Origin of the sequence: Rathayibacter sp. AY1A3 (assembly GCF_002930975.1) — a bacterium.
Taxonomy (GTDB): domain Bacteria; phylum Actinomycetota; class Actinomycetes; order Actinomycetales; family Microbacteriaceae; genus Rathayibacter.
This window is the reverse complement of sequence record NZ_PSTO01000011.1, coordinates 19,721-33,876: the sequence shown is the minus strand read 5'-3', so window position 1 is coordinate 33,876 and position 14,156 is coordinate 19,721. Positions and strand designations below refer to the sequence as shown.

Sequence of the window (14,156 nt, the reverse complement as noted above, 5' to 3'; positions counted from 1 at the left end):
GCTCAGCGAGGTGGGGGCGTTCCGTGGAGCGTCGTGCGTTCCGCCGACGGTGAAGCGCTGGCACGCGCTTCACCGGATACGGCTGTGTTGGTGGGGAGCCGGTCCTTGCCCGGCTCCGCGCAGTCGGCCGCTCGAGGTGGGCGCGTTCCATGGAGCGTCGTGCGTTCCGCCGACGGTGAAGCGCTGGCACGCGCTTCACCGGATACGGCTGTGTTGAGGGGGAGCCGGTCCTTGCCCGGCTCGGCGCGGTCGGCTTGGCGAGGTGGGGGCGTTTCGTGGAGCGTCGTGCGTTCCGCCGACGGTGAAGCGCTGGCCTGCGCTTCACCAATTACGGCTGTGTTGAGGGGGAGCCGGTCCCTGCCCGGCCCGGCGCGGTCGGCACCGCGACAGGGGCGCGTCGAGGAGAGCGTCGGGCGTTCCGCCGACGGGATAGAGCTGGGTGCGCTGTCCCGGAGGCGGCTGCGATCGGGACGGCCTGCTGGTGACGCGGGGAGAGCGCGGGGTCAGCGGAGGGAGATGCCCTCGGTGGCGGGGGCGGCGGAGTAGACGGCGGCGATGGTGTCGGCGAAGTCGGCGAGGATGACGTTGCGCTTGATGCTCATCTTCGGAGTCAGGTGACCGCTCGCCTCCGTGAACTCGGTCGGGAGGATCACGAACTTCCGGATCGACTCGGCGCGGGACACGCGCTCGTTCGCCGCATCGACGGCCCGCTGCACCTCGGCCAGAACGACCGGGTTCACGGCCGCGTCCTCGAGTGAGAGGCCCTTGTCCTGCCCGTTGTTGGCGAGCCACGTCGGCAGCATCTCGGAGTCGAGCGTGACCAGAGCGGCGATGAACGGGCGCTGATCGCCGACGACGACGACCTGGCCGACCAGCGGGTTCGCGCGGATCGGATCCTCCAGCGCCGCCGGAGCGACGTTCTTGCCGCCGGCGGTGACGATGATCTCCTTCTTCCGCCCGGTGACGCGCAGGTACCCGTCCTCGTCCAGGGTTCCGAGGTCGCCCGTGCGGAACCACTCGCCGTCGAACGACTCGGCCGTCGCCGCCTCGTTGTTCCAGTAGCCGCCGAAGACGTCGATGCCGCGCACCTGGATCTCGCCGTCGCCCGCGATCCGGATCGAGACCCCGGGCATCGCCGGGCCCACCGAGCCGATCTTGAACCGCTCGGTGCGGTTGACCGTGGCAGGCGCCGTCGTCTCCGTGAGGCCGTAGCCCTCGAGGATCTTGATGCCGAGACTGTGGAAGAAGTGCCCGAGCCGGTCTCCCAGCGGCGCCGAGCCGGACACGGCGAAGCGGACGTTCCCGCCCATGGCGGTGCGCAGCTTCGAGTAGACGAGCCGGTCGAAGAGGAGGAACTGCAGCTTCAGCGCGAGCGGCACCGAGCCCGCCTCGAGCGCCATCGAGTGGGCGACGGCGACGTCGGCCGCGCGGCGGAAGATCTTCCCCTTCCCCCCGGCCTCGGCCTTCTGCTCGGCGGAGTTGTAGACCTTCTCGAACACGCGCGGCACGGCCAGGAGGAACGTCGGCTTGAAGGACGCGAGCGAGGGGAGCAGCTGCCTGGTGTCGGCCTGGTGCCCCACCTTCACCCCGCCGTGCACGCAGAGGATCGCGATGAAGCGGGCGAACACGTGCGCGGTGGTGATGAACAGCAGCGTCGACGCGCCGGGCTGGTGGATCAGCTCCGTCAGGGCGACCGCCGAGTTGCGGCTGAGCTCGACGAAGTTCGAGTGCCGGATGATGCAGCCCTTGGGGCGGCCGGTGGAGCCGGAGGTGTAGATGATCGTCGCGATGTCGGTGCCGGTCGCCAGCGAGCGGCGGCGCTCGATCTCGGCATCCGGCACGTCGATGCCGCGGGCGACGAGCTTGTCCAGATCGCCCAGCCCGATCTGCCAGGCGAGGCGGACCTCGGGAAGGTCGGCGCGGATCTCGTCGAAGCGGGCGAAGTGCTCGGGGGTCTCGACGATCACGGCGTGCGCGCCGGAGTCGGCGAGGTTCCACTGCACCTGTGCGGGAGAGGAGGTCTCGTACACCGGGACGAGGACCCCGCCGGCGAACCAGACGGCGAAGTCGATCAGCGTCCATTCGTAGCGCGTCTTGCAGATCAGCCCGACCTTCTCGCCCGGCTCGAGGCCGACGGCGACGAAGCCCTTCGCGAGGGCCGTGACCTGGTCGAGGAACTCCTGCGCCGTCACATCGCGCCAGCCGTCGCCGTCGGGCAGCGCGAAGAGCGGGCGATCGGGCGTCTCGCGGACGCGGTCCAGCAGGAGGGCGGTCGTGTTGGCCTGGGGATCGGCCGGAACCACCAGGGGGGAATCGAACTGGTCCACGGCAACTCCTCCGGTACCTGAATGAACGTCGTCTCCACCCTACCGGCGCGGCGCAAGCTGTGGATCCGTTCAGGGTAACGATCCAGGGGTGGCTCCGCGAGGAGGGCCGACACGCGTCGCCGGGTCTCGCCGCTGAGCCGCACCGGAGCGCTCGCGGTCACTACACTCGTCCTGGCCGCCGCTCAGGGCGGCCCGCCGACGCTGCCGCGCCGGTGGCGACGGGAAGGCGGTTCGCGTGCACGCGATCGGGATCGACATCGGCGGCACGAAGATCGCCGGAGCCCTGGTCGACGAGTTCGGGGGGATCCTCCGCGAGGACCGTCGGCCCACTCCTGCCGGGCACCCCGAGCTGATCGTCGACGTCGTGGTCGAGATGGTCGAGCATCTGCGCTCCGGCCTGCTCCCGGGAGACGTCTCCGCGGTCGGAGTCGCCGCCGCCGGCTTCATCGACGCCTCGCAGTCGATCGTCTACTACGCCCCGAACATCAACTGGCGCAACGAGCCCTTCCGCGAGAAGCTCTCGGCCCGCATCGACCTGCCGATCATCATCGAGAACGATGCGAACGCCGCCGGCTGGGCCGAGTTCCGCTACGGCTCGGGCCGCCTCGTCAGCGACATGCTGATGCTCACCATCGGCACCGGAGTGGGTGGCGCGATCGTCATCAACGACCGGCTCCTGCGCGGCGGCTTCGGCGCAGCGGCCGAGATCGGGCACATGCGGGTCGTCCCCGGAGGCCTGCCCTGCGGCTGCGGCGCCCGCGGCTGCATCGAGCAGTACGGCTCGGGCCGCGCGCTCCAGCGCTTCGCCGGCGAGCTGGCCGACGCGGGCGGGATCGGCCAGGGCATCGCCGACGCCCGCGCCCGCAACGGCGGCGAGCTGAACGGCCACCTCATCTCCGAGCTGATCACCGCCGGCGACCTCGGCGCCCTCGCGGCGCTACGACAGCTCGGCCACTGGCTGGGCGAGGCGGCGGCCAGCCTGAGCGCCGTCCTCGACCCGCAGATGTTCGTCATCGGCGGCGGAGTGGCGCAGGCGGGCGACCTCCTGCTGGACCCCATCCGCCAGGCCTACCTCGACAACCTCCCCGCCCGGGGCTACCACCCCGAGCCCGAGTTCCGCATCGCGGAGCTCGTCAACGACGCCGGAGTCGTGGGGGCCGCCGACCTGGCGCGCCTGCACGCGAGCTCCCTCTAGCGGCACCCGCCGCACCCGATCCGCCGCACCGCCGAGGAGCCCGATGTTCTACTGGTTCATGAAGCACATCGTCGCGGGCCCGCTCCTGAAGACGATCTTCCGGCCGTGGGTGGTCGGTGCCGACAAGGTGCCGCAGAACGGCGGCGTGATCCTCGCGAGCAACCACCTCTCCTTCATCGACTCCGTGATCCTCCCGCTGGTGATCGAGCGGAACATGGTCTTCCTCGCCAAGAGCGACTACTTCACCGGCAAGGGCCTCAAGGGCTGGGCGACGCGGACGTTCTTCACCGCCACGGGGATGCTGCCGATCGACCGCTCCGGCGGCAAGGCATCGGAGGCCTCGCTCAACACGGGCCTCCGCGTCCTCGCGGGCGGCCACGCCCTGGGCATCTATCCCGAGGGCACGCGCAGCCCCGACGGCCGCATGTACCGCGGCCGCACCGGGGTCGCCCGCATGGTCCTCGAGGCCCGCGTGCCCGTCATCCCGGTCGCCATGATCGACACCGCGCGCATCATGCCCATCGGCAAGCGCCTGCCGAAGCTGGGCCGCATCGGCATCGTCTTCGGGGAGCCGCTCGACTTCAGCCGCTTCGAGGGCATGGAGGGCGACCGGTTCATCCTCCGCTCGATCACCGACGAGATCATGTACGAGCTCCTCGCCCTGAGCGGCCAGGAGTACCTCGACGTCTACGCGACCTCGGTCAAGGAGAAGCGCGCGGCCCTCACCCGCTGAGCGCCCGCTCGATGCCGGGGGCCCCTCCCGGCCGAGCGCCCTGCCAGGCGATAAGCTCGTCAACCGCTGCCGTCCGTCCGGACGGCGGCCCTCCGCGCGCCGCTGGCGCCCGTCAGAACCGGGAACACCCTCGTGGTCATCGATCCGAACGAACCGTACGTCCTCGCCGCCCCCTCCGTGGTCGCCGGCCTGGACTATTGGCGCGAGCTCGAGATCAAGCAGCAGCCGCAGTGGCCCGATGCGGAGGCCGTGCGAGCGGCGTCCGCCGAGGTGGCCGCGCTCCCTCCGCTGGTGTTCGCCGGCGAGGTGGACCAGCTGCGCGAGCGTCTCGGAGCCGCGGCCCGCGGCGAGGCGTTCCTCCTGCAGGGCGGCGACTGCGCCGAGACCTTCGCCGGAGCGACCGCCGAGCAGATCCGGAACCGCGTCAAGACCGTGCTGCAGATGGCCGTCGTCCTGACCTACGGCGCGAGCATGCCCGTCATCAAGATGGGCCGGATGGCCGGCCAGTTCGCGAAGCCGCGCTCGAGCGACCTCGAGACCCGCGGCGACGTGACCCTGCCCGCCTACCGCGGCGACATCGTCAACGGCTACGACTTCACCCCGGAGTCGCGCGCCGCGGACCCGCGCCGCATCGTGCAGGGCTACCACACCGCCGCCTCGACGCTGAACCTCATCCGCGCCTTCACGCAGGGCGGATTCGCCGACCTGCGCCTCGTCCACTACTGGAACAAGGGCTTCACCGAGAACCCGCAGAACCAGCGCTACGAGCAGCTGGCCCGCGAGATCGACCGCGCGGTCAAGTTCATGGTGGCGTGCGGGGCCGACTTCGAGGGCATGAAGCGCACCGAGTTCTACACCGGCCACGAGGGCCTGCTGATGGACTACGAGCGCCCCATGACGCGCATCGACTCGCGGACCGGCACGCCGTACAACACCTCCAGCCACTTCATCTGGATCGGCGAGCGCACCCGCGAGCTCGACGGCGCGCACGTCGACTTCCTGTCGCGGGTGCGCAACCCGATCGGCGTGAAGCTCGGCCCGTCGACCACGCCCGAGACGATGCTCGAGCTGATCGACAAGCTCGACCCCGAGCGGGAGCCCGGTCGCCTCACCTTCATCACCCGCATGGGTGCCGGGAGGATCCGCGACGCCCTCCCGCCGCTGCTCGAGGCCGTCAAGCGGAGCGACGCCCTGCCGCTGTGGGTGACCGATCCGATGCACGGCAACGGGCTGACGACGCCGACCGGCTACAAGACCCGTCGCTTCGACGACGTGGTCGACGAGGTCAAGGGCTTCTTCGAGGCGCACCGCGCCGCGGGGACGCACCCGGGCGGCATCCACGTCGAGCTCACGGGCGACGACGTCACCGAGTGCCTCGGCGGCTCGGAGCACATCGACGAGGCGACGCTCGCCACCCGGTACGAGTCGGTCTGCGACCCGCGCCTCAACCACATGCAGTCGCTCGAGCTCGCGTTCCTCGTGGCGGAGGAGCTCCGGGGCCGCGCGATCTGATCCGACCCCGACCGCCGGTCGAGTCCTCGTTGAGGGCTCGACCGGCGGCGTCAGGTCGTGATGGTGATCGACAGCTGGATCGTCGTGCCGCGCTGCACGAGATCGCCGGCCTTGTTGGACTGGTTCGTGACTTTGGTCAGCTCGTTCGGCGCCGCGTCGATCAGCGGGCCGAGCGTCGTCAGGGAGTAGCTCCACGACAGGTCCGCCGCCTCGAGGGCCGCCTTCGCCTCGTCGCGGTTCATCCCCACGACGTTCGGCACGGCGACGGGCTCGGGCCCCTTCGACACGACGACCGAGACGGTGTCGCCGGTCACGGCGGGCGCCTCCGGGTTCGCCTGCGTGAGGACGACGCCCGCGGCCACGGTGTCGCTCCAGTCCTCGCCGCTGCGGTCGAGGGCGAGACCGGCCGCCTCCGCCTTCGCCGTCGCGTCGTCGATCGAGAGGCCGACGACGTTCGGGATCGGTCCGAGGCTCACCACCATCGCGATGGTGCTGGTCTCGGACATCGTCTCGGGCAGCGCCGATCCGTCAGGCAGCGAGGCGGAGACGACCACACCCGCGTCGACGTCGGCGTCGAAGATCTTCGAGACGTCGCCGACGGTGAAGGAGCCGCCCGTCACCGCGGCGGCAGCGTCGGCCTCCGAGAGGCCGGCGAGAGACGGGACCGGCAGCTGGCGCGGCCCGCTCGAGACGGTCAGCGTGATGACGGAGCCCTTGTGCACCCCCTGCCCGCCGGGCGGATCGGAGCTCACCACCGTCCCCGCGGGCACGGTGAGGTCGGGCGTCTCCTGCGGCTGCACCTCGAAGCCCTGCGCCTGCAGCTGGGCCGTCGCGTCCTGCTGCGACTGGCTGACGACGTCCGGGATCGACACGATCGCGCCGGGTCCCTCGCCGAACCACCAGGCCGTCCCGCCGCCGATGAGCGCCAGGAGGAGCACGACCACCGTGAGCAGGACGCCGCGACGCCGTCGGACGCGGCGCCTGCTCGCGAGCCGGGCGACGGTGTCGTCGTCCTCGTCGACCACGAGCACCGCTCCGGGCGCCGGCGCCGGGTCGAAGACCGAGGTCTGCCCGGGCTCCGCCGGATCGAAGACGGCCGTCGCGGGCGCCGGATCGGCGACGGGCGCCGGGAGCGGGGTGACCGCCTGCGTGTCGCCGCGGCGGTCGCTCGGTGTGATGCCCATGAGCCGCTCGGCCTCGAGCAGCTGCGCGAGCATGACGCCGGCGTCGCGGGGCCGCATGTCCGGGTCGCGCTCGGTCGCCCAGAGGACGAGCTCGTCGAGCGAGGTGGGGACGGAGGCGACCGTCGCGCTGGGGTACGGGACGGAGTCGTTCGCGTGCTGGTAGGCGATCTGCATCGGCTGCTCGCCCGTGAAGGGCTGCTCTCCGGTGAGCATCTCGTAGATCATGATCCCGATGGCGTAGATGTCGCTGCGGGTGTCGGCGGTGCCCCGCGTGACCAGCTCGGGGGAGAGGTAGGCGATCGTGCCGAGGAGGGCCTGACCGGAGGCGGTGTTGGCGGAGGCGGCGCGCGCGAGGCCGAAGTCGCCGATCTTGATCCGGCCGTCGTCGGCGAGGAGCACGTTCTCGGGCTTGAGGTCGCGGTGGAGGATCCCGGCGCGGTGCGCGGCGGCGAGACCCGAGAGCACGGAGTGCATGATGTCGACGACCTGCTGGGCGGTCAGCCGGCCGCGCTCCTTGAGCAGGTCGCGCAGGGTGATCCCGGGGAGGTACTCCATCACCAGGTAGGCCATGTCCGAGTCCTGGCCCTGGTCGAAGACGCTGACCACGTTCGGGTGGGCGAGACGGGCGGCGGAGCGCGCCTCCTGGACGAAGCGGTTCTTGAACGTCGCGTCGTCGGAGAGGTGGCCGTGCATGACCTTCATCGCCACGCGGCGCTCGAGGCGCTGATCGTGCGCGAGGTAGACCGTCGCCATGCCGCCGCGGGCGATCCTCGAGCGCACCTCGTACCGGCCGTCGACGAGACGGCCGAGGAGAGGGTCGAGCTGGCTGGTGGTCACGCGACGAGTCTAGGCAAGACCCCCGGGGGAACCGGTGAGCGACGCCCGGGCGGCGCAGGACGGGCCCGACTCCTTCTCAAGGGCGCCCGCAGTTGGCGGCCCTCCGGGCTCGTGGCAGTCTTGACGCGTGACCGACTCGTCCGCTTCCCCCGCCACCTCGACCGATTCCGAGCTCGAGTGGCTGACCGTCCCCGACCTCGTGGAGCTGACCGGGCTCGGCGCCGGCCGGGTCCGCCGCCTCCTCGAGGAGCGCCACCTGCTCGGCACCCGCCGCGACGGCGTGCTGAAGGTCCCCGCCCTCTTCCTCCGCGACGGGGAGCCGATGAGCGAGATCCGCGGCACCGCGATCCTGCTCGCCGACTCCGGCTTCACCGACGACGAGGCGGTCGACTGGATGCTGACGGTCGAGGAGAGCCTGGGCACGAGCCCGATCGTCGCCCTCCGCGCCGGCCGCAAGGCCGAGGTCCGGCGGGTCGCCCAGGCCCTGGCCTGATCACGCCGGTCCGCTCCTAGGAGGTGCGGACCGTGACCTGGGCGGCCAGCTCGCGCAGCTCCGCCACGCCCTCCGTGCGGAGCGGCGCGTCGGGGAGGACCGCGATCGCCGCGGCCACCTCCTGGTCGATGCGCTCCTCGAGCCGCTCGAGGGCGCCGCTGCCCGCGATGATCTCCTGCGCCCGCGCGATGGACGCCGCGTCGGCGTCGCTCCGGCCCACGACCGCGTCGAGCTCGGCCCGCTCGCCCGGCGAGCACGCGCCGCGGGCGAGGCCGAGCAGCACGGTGCGCTTGCCCTCCCGCAGATCGTCGCCGGCCGGCTTGCCCGTCACTGCCGGGTCGCCGAAGACTCCGAGGACGTCGTCGCGCAGCTGGAAGGCGATCCCGACCGGGAGCCCGAAGCGGCGCAGGGCGTCCAGCTGAGCGTCGTCGCCGCCGGCGAGGGAGCCGCCGATCACCAGCGGCGCCTCGATGCTGTACTTCGCGCTCTTGTAGACCACCACCCGCTCCGCCCGCTGCAGGTGCTCGTGCTCGGGGTGCTGCACCCACGCGCTCTCCTCGAGGATGTCGAGGTACTGGCCCAGCGTGACCTCGGTGCGCATCAGGTTGAACTCCGCGCGCGCGCGCTCGGCTGCGACTCGATCCCCGAGCGACCACTCCGCCGCGGCGAAGATCTCGTCCGACCAGACCAGGAGGAGGTCGCCGAGGAGGATCGCGGAGGAGCGGCCGAACTCATCGCGGTCGCCGGTCCAGCCGCCGTCGGCGTGGAAGGAGGAGAAGCGCCGGTGGGCCGCGGGAGCGCCGCGGCGGGTGTCGGAGTTGTCGATCACGTCGTCGTGGACGAGGGCGGCGGCGTGGAACAGCTCCAGCCCGGCGCCCACCCTCGCGATCGGATCGGAGCCGCTCGGATGGGCCTCGCTCGAGGTGCTCGACACCGCGTTCCAGCCCGCCTCGCAGAAGCGCGCGCGGAACCGCTTGCCCCCGCTGAGAAAGTCCCGCGAAAGGTCGCCGAGGGCGGAGACGTCCTCTCCTATGGAGCGCAGAATTGGCGTGCGCCCGGTGAGGAATTCATCGATTCGGAGCTGGACGCGATCGACCAGTCGAGAGCTGTGGTTCACCCGACCAGCCTATGCACCGAAGGTGCCTGGTGCCTGCGTCGGGCTCGGTCTACACTGAAGCGCCGCCCGACCGGTCGAGCCCAGACGCCGCCTATTCCGGTGCCGATCCCCGAAAGGGTCGACGCCACACCCTGAAGGGGTCACGATGCCGCTTTCGGAACACGAGCAACGGCTCCTCGATGAGATGGAGCGGAACCTCTACCAGAACGACGCCGATTTCGTGGCGGCGGTCGGCAAGGGGCGCGGCGGCACCAACTACCGGGCCCTCGTGCTCGGCATCCTGCTCGGCATCCTCGGTCTCGCCGTGCTCGTCGCGGGCGTGGTCGTGCGCCAGCCCCTCGTCGGCATCCTCGGGTTCGCCTTCATGCTCGGCGGCGTGATCGTGGCCATGCGCCCGGCCGCCGGCGGCTCCTCCGAGCCCGGCCTGCCCGACGTCGGCCGTCCGTCGAAGCCCCGCTCGGGCAACCGCCAGGGGTCCGGCTTCATGGACCGTCTGAACGACAGGTGGGACAACCGCGGAGACGGGCGCGGCTAGCCTCCCCTCCGCTCCACCACAGGGTCGATCCTCACGGATCGGCCCTTTTTTCGTGCCCGCGGCCTCCCTCCCGCGGCATTCCCCCTCCACTTCGCCCCACTGTCGCGATTCCGCGGAAACACGCGGATGACCGGGGCCTCTCCGGCGCGCCCCGCGCCGCGCCGGGGTTGTGAGTGGGGGGAAGTGGAGTACTGTGGAGGACACACCATCCTTGGCCGGAAGAAGTGGGGGGCAGTCCGTGTTCCTCGGCACCTATTCCCCCAAGCTCGACGAGAAGGGCCGCGTGATCCTCCCCGCCAAGTTCCGCGACGAGCTCTCCTCCGGAGTCGTCGTCACGCGCGGCCAGGAGCGGTGCCTGTACGTGTTCAGCCAGGCCGAGTTCGAGGTGATGCACGAGAAGATCCGGCAGGCGCCGGTGACCAGCAAGCAGGCGCGGGACTTCCTCCGGGTGTTCCTCTCGGGCGCGAGCGCCGAGACGCCGGACAAGCAGAACCGCGTGACCCTCCCGGCTCCGCTGCGTGCGTACGCGGGCCTCGACCGCGACCTCACCGTCATCGGAGCGGGCAACCGCGCCGAGATCTGGGCGCAGGGCGCCTGGGAGACCTACCTGCAGGAGCAGGAGTCCGTGTTCTCCGACACCCAGGAGGAGGTGATCCCCGGCCTGTTCTAGGTCCTGTCGCGCGACTCCCAGCCACTCGGCGCCCGGACGCACCTTCCCCGGTGTCCGGACGCGAGGTGGATGGGGATCGGACGACAGGAACGGGAACGGCGGGACCGCCATGGCAGAGAACACTCCGAAGGACGCTCCGCGCCCGACCGAGGAGCGGCACCTCCCGGTGCTGCTCGAGCGCTGCGTCGAGCTCCTCGCTCCGGCGCTGGAGCGCGACGGGGCGGTCGTCGTCGACGCGACGCTCGGCATGGGCGGGCACTCGCTCGCGCTGCTCGAGCGATTCCCCGGCCTGCACCTCGTGGGCCTGGACCGCGACCCCGAGGCGCTGCAGCTCGCGGGGGAGCGGCTCTCCGCCCACGCCTCCCGGATCGACCTCGTGCACGCCGTCTACGACGAGCTGCCCGACGTGCTCGACGAGCTGGGCATCGACACGATCGACGGTGCGCTCTTCGACCTCGGCGTCTCCTCGCTCCAGCTCGACGAGACCGAGCGCGGCTTCTCCTACTCCAAGGACGCGCCGCTGGACATGCGGATGGACTCGACCGCCCCGCTCACGGCGGCGAGCATCCTCGCCGAGTACGACGAGACCGCCCTGCGCCGCATCTTCCACGAGTACGGCGAAGAGCGCCTCGCCGCGCGCTACGCCAAGAAGATCGTGGAGGCCCGCCGCGACGCTCCGCTGGAGCGCTCCGGCCGTCTCGTCGAGATCATCCAGGCGGCGACCCCGGTCGCGATCCAGCGGAACGGCCACCCCGCCAAGCGCGTCTTCCAGGCGCTGCGGATCGAGGTCAACCAGGAGCTGTCCGTCCTCGAGCGGGCGATCCCCGCCGCGCTGGGCCGGATCAACGAGGGCGGGCGGATCGTCGTCGAGGCGTACCAGTCGCTCGAGGACCGGATCGTCAAGCGCGCGCTCCAGGCCGCGTCCTCCTCCACCGCCCCGGCCGGCCTCCCGATGGAGCTGCCGGAGCATCGACCCGAGTTCCGACTCGTCATCCGCGGAGCCGAGCTCGCCTCCGACGACGAGAAGGCCCGCAACCCCCGAGCGACACCCGTGCGTCTGCGCGCGGCCGAGAGGATCAGGAGCACCGCATGAGCGCCACCGCCGTCATCGACCCCGCCGTCATCGACACCGCCCGCCGAGCACGCCCCGAGGAGGAGGCGCCCCGCCCCCGCATCGAGGCCGTCCCGGCCGGTCAGGCGCAGTCGCGCCCGAAGCTCGTCTACGGGATCGTCGCCGTCGCCGGCCTCTTCGCGATCATCGTCGTCCAGCTCCTGGTGAGCGTCGGCCTCTCGCAGGGGGCCTACCAGATCTCGGCGCTGCAGACCGAGCAGAAGTCGCTCACCCGCAGCAACGCGGAGAAGCAGGACGCCGTCGACACGCTGAGCTCGCCGCAGAACCTCGCCACCGCCGCTCAGGGCCTGGGCATGGTCGCCAACACCGCGCCGGTCTACCTCCGCCTCTCGGACGGCGCCGTGCTGGGCGACCCCTCCTCCGCCGCGTCGAGCGAAGTCGCGGGCACCGCCTCCGCGCCGCTCGTGCCCAACGCCCTCGTCCCGGCTCTCCAGCCCGGCGCGAGCGCGTCCTCCCTGGCTGTCGACGGTGCGGCCGTACCGTTGCAGGGCGAGCTGCCCGCGCCCATCACGCACTGACGCACGGCGTCGCGGTCCGCCTCCGCGCGGGCACCCGCCCCGCGGGGCGCACGACGACCATCCGGACCCGACGAACGGCGGCCCGCCCGCCCGGAGCAAGAAGGACACCGCCGCAGTGAGACACCACCGCTCGAGCAGACGCCGCACGGCCGTCACGTTCGTCATCATCGTCGCCGTCGTCGGACTCTTCATCGGCAAGCTGGTGGACATCCAGATCGTGCGGGCGAACGAGCTCACCGATGCGGCCGCCCAGAACCAGTCGAACAGCGTCGTCACCTACGGCCAGCGCGGCCCCATCGTGGACCGCTCCGGGACGGTGCTCGCGGACACCACCACGCGCTACCGGCTGACGACCTCGCCGAAGAACGTGGCCGAGTTCCCGCGCGAGCTGGGCGAGGACCAGAAGGTCATGGTCAGCGTGCAGCAGGCCGCCTCCGAGATCGGCGCGATCACCGGGCAGTCGGTCGAGCAGATCACCGGAGCGGTGGACGCCGCGCTCGCGAAGGACGCGAAGGCCAACTACCTGATCCTCTCGGAGGGGCTCGACCTCGAGGCCTACCAGAAGCTCGTCGCGCTCGACATCCCGTGGACCTACTTCGAGACCCAGCAGGGACGCAGCTACCCCAACGGCGCGGTGGCCGGCAACCTCGTCGGCTACGTCGGGGCGGACGGAGCGGCCCAGGAGGGCATGGAGTACGCGGAGAACACCTGCCTCGCGGGGCAGAACGGGTCCGAGAGCTACGAGCGCAGCGCCGACTACGTCCGGATCCCGGGCAGCACCGTCTCGGAGACTCCGGCCGTCGACGGCGGGACGCTGAAGCTCACTATCGACTCCGACCTCCAGTACTACTCCCAGCAGGTCCTCTCGCAGCGCGTCGCCGAGGTCGGCGGCAGCTACGGGATCGTCGTGGTGCAGGAGGTCAAGACCGGCAAGCTGCTCGCCGTGGCCGAGACGCCGACCGTCGACCCCAACAACGTCGAGGCGAGCGCCTCCGCCGACCGCAGCTCGCGCGCCTTCCGCGCGCCGTTCGAGCCGGGCTCGACCTTCAAGCCGATGACGGCCGCGATGCTGATCGACCAGGGCCAGGCGGGCCCGACGACCCAGGTCGTCGTCCCGGACTCCTTCGAGAAGGACGGCGCCTCGTTCAGCGACGACTTCGCGCACACCCCGACGAACTACACGCTGACCGGCATCCTCAAGGACTCGTCGAACGTCGGCATCTCGATGCTCGGCTCCCGCCTGTCGGCCCAGACCCGCTACGACTACCTGCAGAAGTTCGGTCTCGGCACGCCCACCACGAGCGGCTTCCCCGGCGAGGAGGGCGGCCTGCTCGCCGACTACCAGGACTGGGACAACCAGACGAACTACACGACGATGTTCGGCCAGGGCGTCTCGGCGACCGCGGTGCAGGTCGCGAGCATCTACCAGACGCTCGGCAACGGCGGAGTGCGGCTCCCGTCGCAGCTGATCGACGGCTGCACCACGGCCGACGGCTCCGTCGTGGACGTCCCCGATGCGACGGGCACCCAGGTGGTGTCGAGCTCGGCCGCGAAGCAGGTCGTCGACATGCTGCAGACCCATTACAACGAGGGCTGGCTGGCGAACGACATCCACGTCGACGGCTACAACATCGCCACCAAGACCGGTACCGCGCAGCAGCCCGACGGGAAGGGCGGCTACTCGAAGAGCTACACCGTCTCGCTCGCCGGGCTCGCGCCGGCGGAGGACCCGGAGTACGTCGTGACGGTCACCATCGCCGATCCGGTTAAGATGAACACGTCCCAGGCGACGGCTCCCGTCTTCCAGCAGGTCATGACCCAGGTGCTCAAGACCAACCGGGTGGAGCCGTCCACGGTGCCGCCCGTCGAGTACCCGACGACGTGGTGAGCCCCGCCGGGACCA

At 71.3% G+C, this 14,156-nt stretch carries 12 protein-coding genes; 9 read left to right on the top strand and 3 right to left on the bottom strand.

The genetic code is table 11. The features are described 5' to 3' along the window. Nucleotides 1-503: 503 nt before the first annotated feature. Nucleotides 504-2,327 carry a long-chain fatty acid--CoA ligase gene (locus C5C10_RS07195; RefSeq protein ID WP_104328916.1) on the bottom strand — a complete coding sequence of 608 codons (1,824 nt, stop codon included), beginning with the start codon at nucleotides 2,325-2,327 and terminating at the stop codon, nucleotides 504-506. 235 nt (nucleotides 2,328-2,562) lie between these two features. Between C5C10_RS07195 and C5C10_RS07190 the strand changes: the two genes are divergently transcribed. The 3 genes from C5C10_RS07190 (at nucleotide 2,563) to C5C10_RS07180 (ending at nucleotide 5,767) form a co-directional block, all read left to right on the top strand. Then, on the top strand, nucleotides 2,563-3,522 hold the full coding sequence (locus C5C10_RS07190; RefSeq protein ID WP_104222580.1) for an ROK family glucokinase: 960 nt from the start codon (nucleotides 2,563-2,565) through the stop codon (nucleotides 3,520-3,522). A 43-nt stretch (nucleotides 3,523-3,565) separates the two neighbouring features. Beyond that, nucleotides 3,566-4,255 carry a 1-acyl-sn-glycerol-3-phosphate acyltransferase gene (locus tag C5C10_RS07185; protein ID WP_104222581.1) on the top strand — a complete coding sequence of 230 codons (690 nt, stop codon included), beginning with the start codon at nucleotides 3,566-3,568 and terminating at the stop codon, nucleotides 4,253-4,255. Nucleotides 4,256-4,432: 177 nt separating this feature from the next. Further along, a complete protein-coding gene (locus tag C5C10_RS07180; protein WP_104222617.1) occupies nucleotides 4,433-5,767 on the top strand; it encodes a class II 3-deoxy-7-phosphoheptulonate synthase in 1,335 nt (444 codons plus the stop codon). Nucleotides 5,768-5,817: 50 nt separating this feature from the next. Here C5C10_RS07180 and pknB read toward each other — a convergent pair whose 3' ends face one another. Next, nucleotides 5,818-7,788, bottom strand: coding sequence for a Stk1 family PASTA domain-containing Ser/Thr kinase (pknB, locus tag C5C10_RS07175; RefSeq protein WP_104250750.1), 1,971 nt, complete (start codon nucleotides 7,786-7,788; stop codon nucleotides 5,818-5,820). Nucleotides 7,789-7,915: 127 nt separating this feature from the next. Between pknB and C5C10_RS07170 the strand changes: the two genes are divergently transcribed. Beyond that, a complete protein-coding gene (locus C5C10_RS07170) occupies nucleotides 7,916-8,281 on the top strand; it encodes an Rv2175c family DNA-binding protein (RefSeq protein ID WP_104222583.1) in 366 nt (121 codons plus the stop codon). A gap of 16 nt (nucleotides 8,282-8,297) precedes the next feature. On the opposite strand, the gene C5C10_RS07165 is transcribed toward C5C10_RS07170, so the two are convergent. Beyond that, nucleotides 8,298-9,398 carry a polyprenyl synthetase family protein gene (locus C5C10_RS07165; protein ID WP_104222584.1) on the bottom strand — a complete coding sequence of 367 codons (1,101 nt, stop codon included), beginning with the start codon at nucleotides 9,396-9,398 and terminating at the stop codon, nucleotides 8,298-8,300. 145 nt (nucleotides 9,399-9,543) lie between these two features. On the opposite strand from C5C10_RS07165, the gene C5C10_RS07160 reads away from it, so the two are divergent. The 5 genes from C5C10_RS07160 (at nucleotide 9,544) to C5C10_RS07140 (ending at nucleotide 14,141) form a co-directional block, all read left to right on the top strand. After that, nucleotides 9,544-9,933 carry a DUF3040 domain-containing protein gene (locus C5C10_RS07160; RefSeq protein ID WP_104233350.1) on the top strand — a complete coding sequence of 130 codons (390 nt, stop codon included), beginning with the start codon at nucleotides 9,544-9,546 and terminating at the stop codon, nucleotides 9,931-9,933. A gap of 238 nt (nucleotides 9,934-10,171) precedes the next feature. Next, on the top strand, nucleotides 10,172-10,603 hold the full coding sequence (gene mraZ, locus C5C10_RS07155) for a division/cell wall cluster transcriptional repressor MraZ (RefSeq protein WP_104222586.1): 432 nt from the start codon (nucleotides 10,172-10,174) through the stop codon (nucleotides 10,601-10,603). A 109-nt stretch (nucleotides 10,604-10,712) separates the two neighbouring features. Beyond that, a complete protein-coding gene (gene rsmH / locus C5C10_RS07150; protein ID WP_104328915.1) occupies nucleotides 10,713-11,696 on the top strand; it encodes a 16S rRNA (cytosine(1402)-N(4))-methyltransferase RsmH in 984 nt (327 codons plus the stop codon). Beyond that, on the top strand, nucleotides 11,693-12,253 hold the full coding sequence (locus C5C10_RS07145) for a hypothetical protein (RefSeq protein ID WP_104328914.1): 561 nt from the start codon (nucleotides 11,693-11,695) through the stop codon (nucleotides 12,251-12,253). The genes rsmH and C5C10_RS07145 overlap by 4 nt, the downstream gene beginning before the upstream one ends. 115 nt (nucleotides 12,254-12,368) lie before the next feature. Further along, nucleotides 12,369-14,141: a penicillin-binding protein 2 gene (locus C5C10_RS07140; RefSeq protein ID WP_244229623.1), complete on the top strand. Its 1,773-nt coding sequence runs from the start codon at nucleotides 12,369-12,371 to the stop codon at nucleotides 14,139-14,141. Nucleotides 14,142-14,156: the final 15 nt, after the last annotated feature.

What these genes read in the sequence shown, in the direction of transcription:
- C5C10_RS07160 (WP_104233350.1), top strand. Translation starts at nt 9,544, where the DNA reads ATGCCGCTTTCGGAACACGAGCAACGGCTCCTCGATGAGATGGAGCGG.
- rsmH (WP_104328915.1), top strand. Translation starts at nt 10,713, where the DNA reads ATGGCAGAGAACACTCCGAAGGACGCTCCGCGCCCGACCGAGGAGCGG.
- C5C10_RS07145 (WP_104328914.1), top strand. Translation starts at nt 11,693, where the DNA reads ATGAGCGCCACCGCCGTCATCGACCCCGCCGTCATCGACACCGCCCGC.
- C5C10_RS07185 (WP_104222581.1), top strand. Translation starts at nt 3,566, where the DNA reads ATGTTCTACTGGTTCATGAAGCACATCGTCGCGGGCCCGCTCCTGAAG.